The sequence below is a fragment of the Actinoalloteichus caeruleus genome (assembly GCF_049311605.1).
GTDB lineage: Bacteria > Actinomycetota > Actinomycetes > Mycobacteriales > Pseudonocardiaceae > Actinoalloteichus_B > Actinoalloteichus_B caeruleus.
Genome location: NZ_CP186005.1, coordinates 2,459,894 through 2,476,268 on the forward strand (window position 1 = coordinate 2,459,894; position 16,375 = coordinate 2,476,268).

The following is a 16,375-nucleotide window of genomic DNA, read 5'->3' on the forward strand; positions in this document are numbered from 1 at the left end:
CCGGGTCGACCATCCGAGAAGAGAAGGACACCGCGATGCGCGTGCTCTGCACGATCACCGGAACCCCCTCCCACGCCAGGGCGCTGCTGCCCCTCGCGCGGGGCCTCGTCGCGGCCGGGCACGAGCTCCTGGTCGTCGCGCCGCCGAAACCGGCAGCCGTGTTCGACGGTGAACCGGTCCGCGTCGAACCGGTCCTGTCCGAACTGGCCGACCTGGTGATGCGGGCCCTGGCCGACGGCACCTCCACGGTGCCGGCGGACGTCGACCGGCACCACCAGGCGCTGTGGGTGATGACCGGCTGCGGCCCCCACATCGCAGCCAACCACGAGGCGATCCTGCCCCTGGCCCGGGACTTCGACCCCGACCTGGTGTTGCGGGACGGCACCGACTTCGCTGGCGCCCTGGTCGCGGAGGCGCTCGGAGTCCCCTCGGTGCCCGCGCCGTCGGGGACCGGCCAGTTCCTCGACCCCGCGTTGGTGCACGCCGAGCTCAACGGGCGCCGCGCCGAGCTGGGGCTGGCACCCCTGGACGACCCGCTGGCCATGTACCCGCACGGCCGCCTGGACTGCGTGCCCGCCGAACTCTCCTTCGCCCGGTCGGACGCCGCACCGGCCTTCGCCTACCAGCAGCCGGCGGCGGTGACCCGCGCCGAACGGCTCCCGGACTGGGTCGCCGACCTGCCGGCGGACCGACCGCTGGTCATCGCCTCGGCCGGCACCATGCTCCCCGGGTTCACCCCGGAGCCTGGGCAGCTCCCCGACTCCGTCACCGAGCACCCGTTCGCGGTGGTCCCCGAGTCCTTCATCGCCGGCCTGTCCGAACTGGACTGCGTGGGCGTGGTCGCCACAGGGGGGATCCCCGTCGACCCGGATCTCGCCGGGGAGAACGTGCACGTGGTCGACCACATCCCCCAGCCGTCGCTGTTGCAGTGCGCGCAGCTGTTCGTCACCCACGGCGGCTACAACAGCATCCGCGAGTCGATGCGCGCGGCGGTGCCGATGGCGGTGCTGCCCCTGTTCGGCGACCAGGAGCACAACAGCGACCGGCTGATCGAGCTCGGCCTGGGGGTGCGGGTCGCCGACCCCGAGGGCCACCACGTCGCCGAGGCCTGCCGGACCCTGCTGGACGATCCCGGGTACGGAGCCCGGCTCCGCCGCGCCCAGCGGCGGATGCTGGCGCTGCCGCCGGTGGAGTCGGCCGTGGCCCACCTGGAAGGGCTGGTGCGGTGATGGCCCGTCCCCGCATCCGGCACAACGACCACGGGGTGCTCCACCCACCGGACCCGGGCGGGTGGACGCCGGAGCTGCCCGTGAGCGTCGTCATCCCCGCGCACGACTACCACGACCGGCTGGACCTCACCCTGGCCGCGTTGGCGGCCCAGTCCTACCCGGCTGAACTGCTGGAGGTCGTCGTGGTCGACGACGGCAGCACCCCGCCGGTCCGGTTGCCGGAGATCAGGCCGGAGCGCACCCGGCTGGTGACGGCGGGTCCCGACGGGTGGGGGCCGGGGCACGCGCTGCGGCGGGGCGTCGACGTCGCCGAGGGCACGGTCATCCACCGGCTCGACGCGGACATGATCGCCTGCCGGGAGGAGGTGGAGCTGCACCTGCGGTGGCACCACCTCGCCGACTACCTCGTCGTGCTCGGCCACCGGCTGATGGTGGACTTCACCAGCGGCGACCTCACCCCGGAGCAGGTGCGGGCCTCGGTCGCGGAGGGCCGTTCCGGTGAGCTGTACGACCCGGCCGGCGCCACGCCCAACCACTGGATCGACGCGGTCAGCGGGGAGACCGACGGGCTGCGGGAGGCCGGGCCGAGCGTGGGCACCACCCTGGTGGGCGCCAGCATGTCCGTCCCCGCCGACCTGCTTCGGGCCGCCGGGGGCGTCGACCCGCGCCTGACGCACGGCGAGGACACCGAGCTGGGCTACCGGCTGTCGCAGGCCGGCGCGGTGTTCGTGCCGGAGGCGGGCGCGACGTCCTGGCACCTCGGCGCCTCCGGTCTGCTCCGCGACCCCGAGGGCACGGTCCGGCACAACCGCCCCTACCTGGCGGATCTCGTGCCGACGCTGCGCCTGGCCCGCCGGGGCGTGGCGCGGCAGTGGACGGTGCCCTACGTCGACGTCGTGATCGACACCCGGGGCGCCGGGCACGAGGCGGTGTGCGCGAGCGTGGACGCGGCCCTGGCCGGCGGGGTGCCCGACGTGCGGGTCACGCTGCTGGGGCCGTGGGACGAGTTGGGCGGGGAACGGCGGGACGTGCTCGCCGAGGAGTTCGTCGACGCCCGGCTCACCCGCGTCCACTACCGGGGGGAGGGCCGGGTCCGGTTCGCCACCTCGGCCGGGCGCGACTCGTTCCCCGTCCCGTTCCGGTTCACCTGCCCGGCCGGGTGGCGCCTCCACCCCGGGGCGCTGGCCCGGCTGGTGCGGTGGTCGGACGTCCGGCGCCTCGCGGTCGTCCCGCTCGGCCTCCCCGAGAGGGGCGAGCTCGGCCGGCTCGAACGGACGGCCCTGGTGCGGCGGGCCGCCCTGCTGTCCCCGGATGCGTCCGACCTCGACGGTGTCCTGGACGAGATCGGCGGGGTGGAGGGGGTGGACGCGGCCGAGTGGGGCACCGGGGAACCTCCCGGCCCCGACGACCTGTCCATCGACAACCTGCTGACCCTGCTGGAGGAGCAGGGCCTCCGACCGCCCCGGGCCACGCCGTGACCGACCCACCGGAGGGACCCTCCACCGTGGACCTGCTGGTGGTCGGTAGCGGACCCGTCGGCGCGACCGTCGCCCGCCGCGTCCGGGACCTCGTCCCCGGGGCCTCGGTGCTCGTCGTCGACGCGGGCCCCGCCGTGACCGGGCCACCCGGCCGCAACGTGCACAACCTCCCGGCCGCCGACCGGGCCGAACCCCGCCACCGCTCCGCCGGGCGGTACCCGGCGGTCGGAGCCGGCGCGGTCACGCCCCGGTTCGGGACCGGGCTGCTGCGCCCGGCCGACCCGGAGGGCGACGAGCAGGACGGGATGCCCGCCGCCGCGCTGTCCACCTGCGTCGGCGGCATGGGCGGCCACTGGACCTGCGCCACCCCCCGCCCGGGGCCGGCGGAGCGGTCCCCGTTCGTCGGTTCCGACGACCTCGCCGTCGCCGAGCGGCTGCTGGGGGTGCGCGCCCGGCCCTACGCCGACACCGCCGCCGGCACCCGGTTGCTCGCCGGGCTCCGGGACGCCCTGCCCGGTCAGGACGTCGGGTGGATGCCCATGGCGGGCGGGCCGGGGGAGTGGGGCGGTGTCGACACCGTGCTCGGCGACCTCGACCGCCAGCCGGGGTTCCTGCTCCGCCCCGAGACCCTGTGCCGCCGGCTGCTCCTCGACGACGGCCGGGTGGTCGGCGCGGAACTGGAGTGCCTGCGCGGTGGCCGGCGGTGGGTGGTGCGGTCCCGCGCGGTGGCCGTGGCGGCCGACGCGTTCCGAGGACCGCAGCTGTTGTGGGCGTCGGGGTTGCGACCACCAGCCCTGGGCCGGTACCTCAACGACCACCTGGCGGTGATGGCGTGGGCGTTGCTGGACCTCGACGACCCTCCCCGTCACCCCGAACCGGCCGAACCGTTCGACGGGGAGTGGCGGGACCTGGTGACCGGTGTCCTGCGGGTCCCCTGGACCAGCGGGCACCCCTTCCACGGGCAGGTCATGCTCGCCGACCTCGGCCCGCTGGGCCCCAGGGTCGCCGACCCACGTCCCCTGCTGAGCCTGACCTGGTACGCGGCCAAGGAGATCCGTGCCCGGGACCGCGTCACCTTCTCGGCGGAGCGGCTCGACGCCTACGGGATGCCGGCGCCCCGCGTGGAGTACGGGCTCACCCGGGCCGACCGGGACACCGCCGCCCGCGCCGCCGAACTCGTGTCCACCGTGGCCGCCTCGCTCGGGGAGGCGACCCCCGGGGGTGAGCCCCGGCTGTTGCCGGCGGGCAGCTCCCTGCACTACCAGGGCACGGTGCGGATGGGCGACGACCCGCGCACCTCGGTCTGCGACCGGGACGGCCGGGTGTGGGGTGTGGACAACCTCGTCGTCGGCGGCAACGGGGTCATCGGCTGGCCCACGGCGGCGAACCCGACGCTCACCAGCGCGGCCCTCGCCGTGCGCTCGGCGGCGGCGGTGGCGCGGATGATCCAGGGGGTGTGATGGCGGGAGTCGGCATCATCGGGACCGGTCGTGTTGTACGGAGCGTGCACCTCCCGGTGCTGCGGGAGCTGGCTGACCGGCTCCCCGTGGTCCACGCCGTGGCCGCGACACCCGACTCCGCGAGAACCGCCCTGGAGGGCGCTCAGATGAGCGCTCGGGCGGGGGTGGACGTGGCCGCCCTGCTCGACGACGAGGCGGTCGACGTCGTCGCGGTCTGCGGTCCGCACTGGACGCACGCCGATCACGTCGTCGCGGCCTGCGAGGCCGGCAAGCGGGTCGTGCTGTGCGAGAAGCCGCTCGCGCTGGGCGTCGAAGACGCCCAGCGGATCGCCACCGCCGCCGGCCGCGCCGGCACCCGGGTGCTGGTCGGGACCATGCACTCCTACGACCCCGCGTGGCGGGCGGCCCTGGGGCACGCGCGCCCCCGGCTGGGAGGAGCCCGGCGGGTGCGGGTCCGCGCCTGGGTGCCGCGCACCGAGGTGCTGGTCGCCCTGGCGTCCGGCTCCGCACCTCCACCCGCGCCGCCGGCGCCACCGCCCATCACCGACCCCTCGGCCCGCGCCGTCGTGCTCCGGTTCGCCCTGTTGGGGTTGGGTGTCCACACCGCGACCCACCTGCGGGCGCTCCTCCCGGAGGTGGACCGGGTGACCCACGCCAGGCTGCTGCCCTCCGGCGGCTACCTGCTGGGGCTGGCCGGCCCGGGCGGCACCGCCGTCCTCTCCGGGTTCTCCGCCGGGGACTGGCGGCGGCCGGACTGGCATGTGGACGCCCGAGGCGAGGGAGGCCGGCTGCGGGTCGACCTCCCCTCCTCCTACCTGCGCGCCGGGTCCGCCACGGCGCGCTGGACGGCGGCGGGGGAGACCCGGCGCTGGTCCACCCCGCTCGACGGGTACCGGGCGATGTGGGAGAACGTGGCCGAGGTCGCCGCCGGCACCGCCGAACCGGTGCTGCCCCTGGAGGAGGCCGTCGCGGACCTGGACTACCTGCTCGGGATCGCCGACGCGGCCGCGCCCCTGCTCGGGGACCCGTCGTGACCGGCCCGGTCACGGTGGCGCTGGGCGGCGACCCTGGCGCGGACGAGTGGCACCGGCGGGCCCTGGCCGGCCTCGGTGGCGCGTTCCGGGTGGTGGCGGGACCGGCCGGGGCCGAGGTCCTGCTGGTCGACTGCGGCGTCCCCGGCTGGTCCGACCGGCTCCGGGAGCGCTCCGACCGCACCCGCGTGGTCGTCCTCTCCCGGCCCGTCGCCGCCGCCCTGCCCCTCGTCGAGGGCCTGACGGCCAGGTCGGTGCGCTGCGTGCTCGACGCTCCCCGGCCCACCCTCCCGGGCTGGGCCGCCCGTGCTCCGGGCGGTCGGCTCCCGCTGGCCGGTGCGGAACTGCTCGACCTCGACATCCGCCTCCCGGCAGGCGATGCGCACACGGCCCTGGCGACCCAGCTCGCCGTGGCGCGCGGGCTGGTCCCGGGCCTCGGCGCGCTGGCACCCGTCGAACTCCGACCCGACGGGTACTCCCTGGTGTCCCACCGGGCGGACCACGACGTCCTGCTCACCGGCGGCGTCGACGGGGACGGGCCGGTGCTCGTGCTCGACGCCGTCGGGTCCGCCGTGCGCTGGTCGGTGACCCTCGGCCCCCGCTCGACCCTGGTCCGGCACGATCCCGCCGGTGTCCGGTGCGACGCGCTGCCCGAGGTCAACGACCGTCGCGGCCTGTGGGAGGCGGTCCGGGCGGTCCTCGCCTCCGGGGCGCCGAGCCCCCTCGACACCCTCCCCGTCCTCCAGGAGACCGCCGCGCTGCTCAGATGAGCGGCTCACGGCGCGGCGCTCGGCGGGCCGCGACGGCGCGGGTACGGCCATCTCCCAGAACCAGTTGCTCCGTTCGGGGTCCGGCATTGCTCCGTTGGGGCCCGTACGAATGCGGGAGCAGGTGGTTGAGGACCGAACCAAAGGGGGACGGGACCACAAGGTTAGGCAACGGGAACGTGCTCGCGTTGCCGCTCTCCGTGATCGCTTCATAGGATCGGCGCGACGATCACCGGTGATCTTGGAGCCCGTTCCGACTCCCTGACCCCGGCTCGTGAAGCTCCGACGGCGAGGGGGAATCGCGGGTTCGCGTGCTGGCGGGAAAAGGAGGCAGTGTGTCCGAGACCGATGTCCGCACCCCGGACCTGGCCGAGCTGGACGCCACCGGCACCCACCCCGAGGTGGACCCGCCGCCCGACCGCACCGACGTTCCCCCCGGCCTCTTCCACACCCTCCTGGAATCCTCCACCCTCTGCATCGCCTGGTCCGACCTCACCCTGCGGGTGCTCGGCGTCAGCCACGAGTTCTCCCAGGTGGTGCGACGACCTCCCGGCCAGGTGCGGGGCCACGACATCGCCGCCCTCGTCGAGCCCGGCTTCGCCGTCGACATCCGCCGCCGCGCCGAACACCTCGCCGACGGCAGCGCCACCCGCTTCACCGAGAACGTGCTGATCCGCCGCGCCGACGGCGCCCTCGTCCCCGGCCACCTCACCGGCACCGCCCTGTGCGGGGCCGACGACCAACCCCGCATGCTCGTCGTCGTGTTCACCCCGGAACGGGGCGAGCGGCCCGGCGGACGGGGGGAACCGCGGCTCAGCCGCGCCGGCAGCCGCGTGCTCGAGGCCGTCGCCGCCGGCCAGTCCACGGCGTGGATGTCGGCCCACCTCTACCTCAGCCGGCAGGGCGTCGACTACCACGTCCGCACCCTGATGCGGAAGCTGGACGTGCCCAACCGGCCGGCGCTGGTCTCCAAGGCCTACAGCCTCGGCATGTTGCGCCCGGGAGCCTGGCCACCCCGAGTCGCCCCGGAATGGGTCCGGTGATCGTCGGGCGCGAGCGGGAGTTCGACCAGCTCGCCGCCCACACCGACCACGTCCGCGCCGGCCTGGCCCGGCTCGTCGTCGTCACGGGAGCCGCCGGCACCGGCCGCACCGTCGTCCTCGACACCCTCCGCCGGCGACTCGCCGCCGACTTCACCGTCCTCCGGGCGGCCTGCCGACCCTCCTCCGCCACCCGCCACCGCGGCACCGTCCACGCGCTGCTCGCCCCCCTCGGACACCACCCGGGGCCCGGCGACGCCGGCGACGACACCCACGAGGCCCTGCACGCCCCCTACCGGCGGGTCAGCCAGCTGATGCGCCACCGCCCGCTCGCCCTCGTCATCGACGACGCCCAGTGGTGCGATGCCGCGTCGCTGCGCTGGCTGGACTTCCTCCTCCGGCGGACCACCCGGGGACCGCTGCTGGTCGTCCTCGGCTGGCACGACGCCGTCCGCGCCCCGGCCGACCCGGTGCTCACCCGCCTGCTGCGCGGCCCCGGCGCCGCTGGCCTGCCCCTCCCACCGCTGACCGAACCCGCCGTGGCCGAACTGGTCCGCGAGGCGTTCGACGGCCCCGGCACCCCGAGCTTCGTGCGCCGCTGCCACGACCTCACCGGAGGCAACCCGGCACTGCTGCGGCGGCTGCTCGACGAACTCCACACGGCCGGGATCACCCCGGACGACCGCGACGCGCACCGGGTGACCGAGCTGGGAGCCGAGGTCCGTCGGCGATCAGCCCTGATCCGCCTCGACACCCTGCCCGACCACGTCCGGGTGGTCGCGAGGGCCCTGGCCGTGCTGGAGGACCCCGGACCCGGGGCCACCCCCGGGATCGGGCTGGTAGCCGCGCTCGCCGGCGTCCCGGAACACGTCGCCAGCCATGCCATGACCGCACTGGCGCGGGCCGGGCTCGTCACCGGCGGCCGGTTCACCCACACCACCGGCCGGCTGGCCGTGTTGACCGCGCACCCCGCCGACGAACTGCCAAGCCTGCGGGACCGGGCCGCCCGCCTGCTCAACGACGCCGGCCGCCCCGCCGAGGAGGTCGCCCTGCGACTGCTCGAACGGAACGGCCCCCTCGAACCGTGGATGACCGGGGTGTTCCGGGAGGCCGCCGACGCGGCCCGCCGCCGCGGCGCCCCCGAGGACGCCGCCAGCTACCTCGCCAGGGTGCTGGCCGCCGGCGGGCCGCTCACCCCACCGGTGCAACTGCGCATCGAGCTGGCCCGCCCGCTGGCCCAGGTGGACCCCGCCGCCGCCCTCGCCCACCTCGCCCCCGCCCTCGCCGGAACCACCGGGGCGCGGGACCGCGCCAGCCTCGCCGTCCAGGTAGGACTGACGGCCGTCAGCGCGCAACGCGCCCCGGAGGGGACCCGGGTGCTCGCCGACGCACGAGCCGAACTCATCGCCGCGGTGGGCGACAACCCGGGACCCACCGACCGGGAGCTGCGCGCCCAGGTGGAGTCCACCCTCCTGCTCACCGGCATCCAGGAGGCCAGCACCCTGGCGGAGACCCGGGCACTGGCCCGGACCATCCCCGCCCCGCCGGGGCGCACCCCCGGGGAACGCCAGCTCCTGGGAGTCCTGGCCGCCCTCGACGCGGGAGGGGGAACCGACCTGCCGCGCAGCCTCGACCTCGCCGAACGGGCTGTGCGGGTCCCCGAGGGCACCGGGGACTGGGCACTGGTCAGCGCCACCTTCGCCCTGCACCTCGCCGACGAGCTGCCCACCGCGCTGACCGTGCTCGACCGGCTCACCGACCCCGCCCGCCGACGGACCCACTCCGGAACCCTCAGCGTCGCCCTCGCCAACCGGGCCCACGTGCTCTTCGCCGCCGGACGCGTCCGGGATGCCGTCGCCGACGCCCGCGACGCGGCCGAGGCGGCCGCCCGCAACCCCCGGCGCACCAGGGCCGCCTGGCCGAACACCATGCTCGCCGTGACCCTCGTCGCCCACGGCGACCTCCCCGGAGCCGAACGCGCGCTGCTGCTCGCCCGCCGCCCCGGGGCAGACCGGGTCGTGTGGAACCACCCCTACCACCTGCTGGCCCGGGGACGAGCCCGCTGGCAGAGCGGCGACACCGAAGGCGCCCTGCACCACCTGCGGCGCTGCGGCGACCACCTCGACCGGACCGGCATCACCAACCCCCTGTTCGCGACCTGGTGGGTGGACGCCACGGCGATCCTCGTCGAACTCGGCCGGCGCACCGAGGCCGGTGAACTGGCCCACCGGCAGCACGAGCGGGCCCTGCGCTGGGGCGCGCCCCGCGCCATCGGCCTCGGGCTGACCGCCCGGGGACTGGCCGAGTCCGGGCGCCGCGCGGTGGCCCTGCTGTCCGACGCGGTGGACCTGCTCGCCACCTCCCCGGCGCGGCTGTGCCTGGCCAACGCCCGCTTCCGGCTGGGGGAGGCGCTGCTGCGGGTCGGCCGGAACCGGCAGGCCCGCGAACACCTGCGCGCCGCCCTCGACCTGTCCACCCAGTGCGGGTCCCAGGCGCTGTTCCTCGCCGCGAGCCGCCGCCACGCCGCCGCCGGCGGCCGCCGGCGCTCCACCGGACCCGCCGCCGTGGACCTCCTCACCGGCGCCGAACGGCGGGTCGCCGCCCTGGCCTCCGCCGGCCACACCAACCGCGAGATCGCCGACGCGCTGTTCGTGACGGTCCGGACCGTCGAGGTGCACCTCACCAACACCTACCGCAAGCTCGACGTGCCAGGGCGGGCCGCGCTGCGCGCCGTCCTCCCCGAACCCGACCCGACCGGCCAACACCGATGAACCCAGACCAGCCCGCCGCGCCGCCGGCGACCTCCGCCGCGTCCGTGCTCACCGGACGGCGCCACTGGCAGGACCAGGCCGCCAGGGCGCACCTGCTCGACCGCGCGCCCCAACTGGCGACCCTGCGCCGGATCGTCTCCCAACTCCTCGCCTCCACCCCGTCGGTCGGGGTCGTCGAGGGAATTCCCGGCAGCGGGCGCTCCGCGCTGCTGCTGCACGCGGCCGCCGCCGCCGAACGGCGCGGCGCCAGGGTCGTGCTCGCCAGGGGGACACCCGCCGAGACCCGGCTCCGGCACGGCATCACCTCCCAACTGCTCGGCGCGCTCACCCCACCCGGCAGTTCCCTGTGGACCTCGCCGGTGTGGACCGACCCCGACCGCGACGCCGAACTCGTCCCGCTGCTGTGCCGGGACTTCCTCTCCGTCGCACGCCAACAACCCCTGCTGGTCGTCGTGGACGACGCCCACTGGGCCGACCGGTGGTCGGTGGGCTGGCTCGGCGCGCTCCGCAGGCGCCTGCGGGACGTCCCACTGGCACTGCTGCTCGCCGGCGACACCGGAGCCGTGCCGCTGTCCCCCCGCGCCGAGGGCGCGCCGCACGGCCCGGACCGGGTCACCGCGCCACACCTGCTCGCCGTGGGTCCGCTGACCCCCGAGAGCGTCCGGAGCGCCCTCGGGCGGGCCGGTGCGCCCGCGCCCGAGACGCTCGCGCGGGCGGCGACCGACGCCACCGGCGGCAACCCCTGGTTGCTCGACGTCCTCCGCCGCCACCTCGGATCCGCCAGCGTCCCCCCGGAGGACCTCGCGGCCACCGACGTGTGGCGTGTCGTCGCGGCCGCCCACGGCGACCGCGTCACCCGGCTCGCCGCGACCCTGGAGGCCGAACCGGCGGGACTGCTCCGCGCGCTCGCCGCCACCGGGGGCCGCCTGCCGTTCCGGCTCGTCGCCGCACTCGCCGGCCTCCGCGACGCCTCCGAGCGCGTCGTCCTCGACCGGCTCGCCGGAATGGGCCTCGTCCGGGGTCGCGGCGGCCCCGACGACCGCCCCGACGTGGTCGGACCGATCGTCCGCGACCGCGTGCTCGCCGAGATGCCCACCCACGACCGGGAGGACCTGTACGCGCGGGCCGCCGACCTCGGCCACCGGTCCGCCGTGGACGACGTCGACGTCGCCGAACTCCTGATGCGCGCCCCATCCGGCGGCGGGGGCTGGGCCGTCGGGGTGCTGCGACGCGCCGCCCACCAGGCCCGCGCGACCGGCCACCCCGACGACGCCGCCCGCTACCTCGACCGGGCGCTGCGGGAACCCCTGGCCCCGACGACGCGGGTCAACACCCTGATCGAACGGGCGGCGGTCAGCGCCACGGCGGACACGGGAGAGCGCTACCTCGCCGACGTCCTCGCCGACGCCGGCGGTGGACGAGCCCCCGGCGAGGCGACCCTGCGCGCGGCCGACCTGCTGCTGGCCGGGGGACGCGGACGCACCGCCTACTGGCAGCTGTCCGCGCTCGCCGACGCCCACCACGCCGACACCACCCCCGAGGAGATCCACGCGCCGTTCACGGCGTTGTGCCAGCTCGCCCACGCCACCCAACGCGGTGAACCCGGCGGGCTCGTCGAGCTCGCCCCACCCCCGCTGCCACCGGACCCCGGCGACCCCGCGCGGAGCGCGGCGCTCGCCCACGCCCTCGCCGTGGCCGGAGTGGACCTGACCAGGACGGTGGACCTCGCCCGCAGGGCACTGTCCCCCAACGGGCAGCCGGCCACCAGCGCACCCCTCACCGCCGCCCTGACCGCCCCCCGGTTGGCCGCCGCCCGCGCGCTGTCCCTCGCGGGCCGGGACGAGGAGGCCCTCGACGCCATCGACACCGTCCTGGCCGAGGCCCGCCGCCAGGCCCCGTCCTGGGTGGTCGCCCGGGTGCTGACCGTCCGAGCCGGAACCGCGCTGCGCGCCGCACTGCCCGCCGAGGTCGACCGGACGCTGGCCCTGATCAGCGACGCCCTGCCGGCCGTGCGACGGTCGAGGAGCCTCGCCGCCCAGGTGGCCTCGGTGCGGGCCCTCCACCACCTCGACGTGGGTGACGTGGCCGACGCGGAGCGGGCGCTCCGCACCTGTCCCCCCGACGTCACGATCGGCGGGGAGATCGGAGCCAGGGTGCTCTACACCCGAGGTCGGCTCAGCCTCGCCCTCGGCGAGCCGGGGAAGGCGCTCGCCGACCTCCGCCAGTGCGGCTGGCGGCTGTTGGCCCGCCAGGAACCCAACCCGGCGCTGCTGCCGTGGCGCGGACACACCGCCACCGCCTGCCTGGCCACCGGCGACGTCGCGCAGGCCACCCGGCTCTTCGACGAGGAACGGGAGCTGGCCGGCAGGTGGGGAGCGCCGGCGCCGCTGCGGCGCACCGAGGAGCTCGCCGCACGGGCGTGGTCGACGCTGCACCACACGCGACGCCGTGACCTCGTCGAACCCGGGTACCCACTCGGTCGCCGCTCGGGGGAACCGGGGCGGGAGGACGTGCGGTGACCCCCGACGGGCACGTCGTATCGTCCAGCGGGAGGCGAGAGGCGATGCGGCTGTGCGAGCGCGAGGGTGAGGTCGCGGCGATCCGCGCCGCCGTCCGCGCCGCCCACGCCGGCCACGGTTCCCTGACCGCCGTCGTCGGCCCGCTCGGCATCGGCCGGACGGCCCTGCTGCGCTCGGTCGCCGACCAGCTGGAGGAGACCGCCGACACCCGGGTGGTGCTGGCCAGCGGGGCACCGCTGGAACGGGAGTTCGCGCACGGCGTCACCCGGCAACTGTTCGAACCCGCCATCTGGTCGGCCGACCCGGAGCGCCGGTCCCGCTGGTTCGCCGGAGCCGCCGCCCCCGCCGCCCCGCTCCTCGACGCCGACCCCGGCCCACCCGACCCCGGCCCACCCGAGCCCGTCCCACCGGCGACGCTGTGGCCGGCGCTGCGCGCGCTGGCCGCGAACCTGGCGGCGGAACGGCCGCTGCTGGTCGTCGTCGACGACCTCCAGTGGGTCGACACCGAGTCCCTGCGCTGGCTGGGTTACCTGGCCCGCCGGTTGGCCGGTGTCCCGGTGACCGTCGTGGCCGCCGCCTGGGACGTCGGCTGCTGGTCGGAACGCCCCGACGTCCAGGACGTCCTCGCCGCCGCCACCCGCACCCTCCGGCCCCGACCGCTGGGCGTCGACGCCGTCCGCACCCTGGCCAGGGACCGCTTCGGCGCACCGGTCGAGGAGGAGTTCGTCACCCGGGCCCACGCCGAGTCGGGGGGCAACCCGATGTTCCTCACCGGAATCCTCGACGCGGTCGCGTCCTCGGGGGCACCCGCCACCGCCGACCAGCTCACGGCGGAGGACAGCCCGTGGTCCGGGCTGCTCGGCGACCGGCTGACCACCTGGTTGGACGCCGTCGTCGCGCCCGTGCGGGACGTGGGCCGCGCGGTGCTGGTGCTCGGCGAGGAGGCGACCCCCGAACTCGTCGCCGACCTCGTCGGACTCGACCAGCTCACCTGCGACCGCTCGCTGCACGTCCTGGGCCAGCTGGGACTGGTCCACGTCGACGGCACGTGCTCCTTCCGCCACCCCTGCGCCAGCGCCGCCGTCGACCGCGCGATGGGCGTCGCCGAACGGGAACGCCTGCGCCAGGCCGCCGCCCTCCTCCTGCACCAGCGGGGCCGACCCCCCGAACGCGTGGCCGAACACCTCCTCGCCGTCACCACCCCCCAACACGCCTGGGCCACCAGGGTCCTGCGGGAGGCGGCGGACACCGCGCTCCGGCGGGGAGCGCCGAGAAAGGCGGCCGACTACCTGCGGCGGCTGCTGCTCGACGTCGACGACGGGGTGGTGCGCGCCCGGCTGCTGGTGGAACTCGCCCTCGCCGAACGCGAGTTCGACCGGGCCGCCGCGCGACGACACCTCACCCAGGCCGTCCCCCTGCTGCCCCACCCCAGGGAACGCGCGGTCGCGGCCACCCGACTCGCCCCGGAACTCCTCGACGAGGTGACGCCCGCCGTCCGCGAACTGCTGGGCCGCGCCGAGGCGGACCTGCGGTCAGGGGAACCGCTGACCGGGCAGGACCCGGAGATCGCGCTGCGGGTGGAGTGCCGGGTCCGCCGCGCCGGACTGGCACCCGACACCGAGGACTCCGTCCTCGACCGGCTCCGCGACCTCGACGTCGTGCCAGGCGGCCGCACCCCGGCCGAACGGGAACTGGTGTCGGTGCTGCTGCACCAGGCCACCGGCGGACTCCTGCTGTCCTCCGACGCCGTGGGGCGGATCGGCCGGGCCGTGCTCGCCGGCGAACCCGCCGCCGCCCGGCACGTCCACACCGGACTGGTGCTGCTGCCACCCACCCTGGTGGCCGCCGACGCCGCCGAGGACGTCGGCACCTGGCTCGACATCGCCCTCGACCAGGCGCGGCGGCAGAACTCCGTCGTCGCCCGCGTCCTCGTGTCGGTCGGCCTGGTCAGCGCGCGGCTCGGAGCGGGCGACGTCACCGGGGCCCGGACGTGCGGGCTGGACGCGGTCGCGCTCGCCGAGTCGGAGTGGCCGGACGGCCTACCGCTGTGCCTGGCGGCGCTGGTGCCGACGGCGTTGCTGCCCCGCGACGCGCGCATGGCGCGCTGGCTGCTCGACCGGTTGGAGCGGCACGCCACCGGTTCGGAGGGCGCGGCCTACCACCACGACGCGCTGCTGCCGCTGCGCGGGTTCCTCCGCTCCCACGCCGGGGACCTGCCGGGAGCCCTCCACCACGTCCAGGAGTGCGGCCAGCTGCTGGCCCGCGCCGGGCGCCGCAACCCGGCGCTCAGCCCGTGGCGGCACTGGGCCACCTCCCTGCACCTGCGGATGGGGGACCCGGCGGCGGCCAGGGCGGTGGCCGCCGAGGAGTACGACCTCGCCGTCCGGTGGGGTGCCCCCGCCACGCTGGGCGCCGCGCTGCGGTTGCTGGGGACTGTCACCGACGGCAGGAGGGGCATCGAACTGCTCAGGGAGTCCCGGCGGGTGCTCGCCGGTTCGGGGAACCGCCTCGAACTCGGCCGCACCCTGGCGGAACTCGGCAGGGCACTGCTGCGGGCGGGCGATCCGGCGGCGGAACCGGTGTTGCGGGAGGGCCACGACCTGACCGCCGACCGAGGGATCGACTGGCTCACCGACCGTTTCCGGTTCGACCTGGCCGCCTGCTCCCGGGCGTCGGGGGTGGACCTGGTGCTCACCAGGGCCGAACTGCGGGTGGCGGTGCTGGCCGCCGAGGGCAGGACGAACAAGGAGATCGCCGACACCCTCACCGTGAGCGTGCGCGCCGTGGAGAAGCACCTCACCCGGGTGTACCGCAAGCTGGCCGTCGACGGCCGTTCCGGGCTCGCCGCCGCACTCGTCCCCGTCTCCACCGGCCCCGGCGACCCGAGCACCCGAGCCTGCTGACTCCCGCCACCCGCCCCGGATTTCGGCTACGCCGAGGGATCCGGCGGAGCGGCGTACATCGAGGACCGTGACGCGGTCCGCGCTTGTATTCTGAAGTGGGCTGTCCTCACCGAGCGAGCGCTTCCCCACACCGACTCGGTGGATCTGGTCAGGAAAGCCGCGAAGGAGTACCAGTGATCCACGACGAAGGGGGACGCCAAGTGGTGGACAACGACGCCTTGGCTCACGCCGCGTGGCGCAAGAGCAGCTTCTCGGGCAGCGGTGGTCCAGGCGCGGGCAACTGCGTCGAGGTCGCCCCGCTCGCCAACGGCACCATCGCGATGCGCAACAGCAAGCACCCCGACGCGGGCGTCGTGTTCTTCACCCGCGCCGAGATGGTCGCGTGGATCAAGGGCTGCAAGGCCGGCGAGTTCGACGACCTCGACACCCAGTGGCCTGGAGCAGGCGCACCGGGACACGGCGCGCCTGTCCCCAGTGAGCCCACCGTGACCGCCACCGGGAGCGGGAGCACGAACACCAACGGCCCCGCAGCGCGGCCTCCGGGACGAAACTGATGCCAGGCGGTGGCTGCCCGTGCGCGGGTTCGTGATGTGGGTTCCGTCTCGTTGAGCCGTTTTACTTGGATCTTTCCGAGAGTCGTGGCTTGGGGTGCCAGCTTCCTCGTCTCCGGATAGCCCATGCTCCCCGCGTCCTTGAGGCGACGTGGGGAGCATGGAGAGCGGCCTCAGACAGCACGCAGCTGCTTGTACTTGTCGAACACTCCCTTGACGGCGTCGGTCACGGGCAGGTCCTCGTTCAGTGCAGCCCACACGTAGGCGTCGTGTTCGCTGAGCCTGACCTCATCGGCATCAGCCACGACGACGGCGAAGTTGAACTGCCTGCTCTTCTTTCCGCTGCCCGAGGTGTAGTCGAAGCTGCCGATGTAATCGGTGATATCAGTGGTGGCGAGACCGGTTTCCTCCTGGACCTCGCGGACGGTAGCAGTGTCAAGGTTCTCGCCACTCTCCACCTTGCCGCTGGGCAGCTCGAAGATGCCGCCCATGAAGTCGTCTGCGGGACGCTTGAGAAGCAGCACCTTGTTGTGATTCTGTACGATCGCGCCGACGACGAGTTGCTGAACGCCGTCCTCAGCGGCCTGAGTGGTGAGTTGAGCGAGCACGGAAGCGTCGATCATGGA

Annotated in this window: 10 protein-coding genes and 1 pseudogene; 10 read left to right on the forward strand and 1 reads right to left on the reverse strand. The window is 75.7% G+C overall.

Annotated elements, in window-relative coordinates:
• The first annotated feature begins 35 nt into the window (after positions 1 to 35).
• The 10 genes and pseudogenes from ACOJVX_RS10770 to ACOJVX_RS10815 all read left to right on the forward strand — a co-directional run.
• A complete protein-coding gene (locus tag ACOJVX_RS10770) occupies positions 36 to 1,229 on the forward strand; it encodes a glycosyltransferase (protein WP_422647484.1) in 1,194 nt (397 codons plus the stop codon).
• A complete protein-coding gene (locus tag ACOJVX_RS10775; RefSeq protein WP_422647485.1) occupies positions 1,229 to 2,707 on the forward strand; it encodes a glycosyltransferase in 1,479 nt (492 codons plus the stop codon). The genes ACOJVX_RS10770 and ACOJVX_RS10775 overlap by 1 nt, the downstream gene beginning before the upstream one ends.
• A gap of 26 nt (positions 2,708 to 2,733) precedes the next feature.
• Positions 2,734 to 4,167, forward strand: a complete 1,434-nt coding sequence (locus ACOJVX_RS10780; protein ID WP_418155540.1) for a GMC oxidoreductase — start codon at positions 2,734 to 2,736, stop codon at positions 4,165 to 4,167.
• Positions 4,167 to 5,201 (forward strand): Gfo/Idh/MocA family protein, encoded by a 1,035-nt coding sequence (locus ACOJVX_RS10785; protein WP_422647486.1) that lies wholly within the window; start codon positions 4,167 to 4,169, stop codon positions 5,199 to 5,201. Before ACOJVX_RS10780 ends, ACOJVX_RS10785 begins: the two co-directional genes overlap by 1 nt.
• Positions 5,198 to 5,968 carry a hypothetical protein gene (locus tag ACOJVX_RS10790; protein ID WP_030107193.1) on the forward strand — a complete coding sequence of 257 codons (771 nt, stop codon included), beginning with the start codon at positions 5,198 to 5,200 and terminating at the stop codon, positions 5,966 to 5,968. Before ACOJVX_RS10785 ends, ACOJVX_RS10790 begins: the two co-directional genes overlap by 4 nt.
• A 332-nt stretch (positions 5,969 to 6,300) precedes the next feature.
• Positions 6,301 to 7,008, forward strand: coding sequence for a helix-turn-helix transcriptional regulator (locus ACOJVX_RS10795; RefSeq protein ID WP_081715691.1), 708 nt, complete (start codon positions 6,301 to 6,303; stop codon positions 7,006 to 7,008).
• Positions 7,005 to 9,776 (forward strand): AAA family ATPase, encoded by a 2,772-nt coding sequence (locus ACOJVX_RS10800; protein ID WP_422647487.1) that lies wholly within the window; start codon positions 7,005 to 7,007, stop codon positions 9,774 to 9,776. The genes ACOJVX_RS10795 and ACOJVX_RS10800 overlap by 4 nt, the downstream gene beginning before the upstream one ends.
• The gene (locus ACOJVX_RS10805) at positions 9,773 to 12,295 is read left to right on the forward strand and encodes an AAA family ATPase (protein WP_422647488.1); all 2,523 of its coding nucleotides are present in this window, start codon (positions 9,773 to 9,775) and stop codon (positions 12,293 to 12,295) included. Before ACOJVX_RS10800 ends, ACOJVX_RS10805 begins: the two co-directional genes overlap by 4 nt.
• Positions 12,292 to 15,198: an AAA family ATPase gene (locus ACOJVX_RS10810; RefSeq protein ID WP_422647489.1), complete on the forward strand. Its 2,907-nt coding sequence runs from the start codon at positions 12,292 to 12,294 to the stop codon at positions 15,196 to 15,198. The genes ACOJVX_RS10805 and ACOJVX_RS10810 overlap by 4 nt, the downstream gene beginning before the upstream one ends.
• Before the next feature lie 203 nt (positions 15,199 to 15,401).
• Positions 15,402 to 15,620 (forward strand): annotated as a pseudogene (locus ACOJVX_RS10815) (DUF397 domain-containing protein); the annotation flags it as partial.
• A 302-nt stretch (positions 15,621 to 15,922) separates the two neighbouring features.
• On the opposite strand, the gene ACOJVX_RS10820 reads toward ACOJVX_RS10815, so the two are convergent.
• Entirely contained in the window at positions 15,923 to 16,372 is a 450-nt protein-coding gene (locus tag ACOJVX_RS10820) for an NUDIX hydrolase (RefSeq protein WP_026420372.1), read from the reverse strand.
• Between the last annotated feature and the right edge of the window lie 3 nt (positions 16,373 to 16,375).

Bases quoted from the DNA above. Each gene is read 5' to 3' on its own strand.
- ACOJVX_RS10805 (WP_422647488.1), top strand. From the start codon at position 9,773: ATGAACCCAGACCAGCCCGCCGCGCCGCCGGCGACCTCCGCCGCGTCC.
- ACOJVX_RS10770 (WP_422647484.1), top strand. From the start codon at position 36: ATGCGCGTGCTCTGCACGATCACCGGAACCCCCTCCCACGCCAGGGCG.
- ACOJVX_RS10820 (WP_026420372.1), bottom strand. From the start codon at position 16,372: ATGATCGACGCTTCCGTGCTCGCTCAACTCACCACTCAGGCCGCTGAG.
- ACOJVX_RS10785 (WP_422647486.1), top strand. From the start codon at position 4,167: ATGGCGGGAGTCGGCATCATCGGGACCGGTCGTGTTGTACGGAGCGTG.
- ACOJVX_RS10775 (WP_422647485.1), top strand. From the start codon at position 1,229: ATGGCCCGTCCCCGCATCCGGCACAACGACCACGGGGTGCTCCACCCA.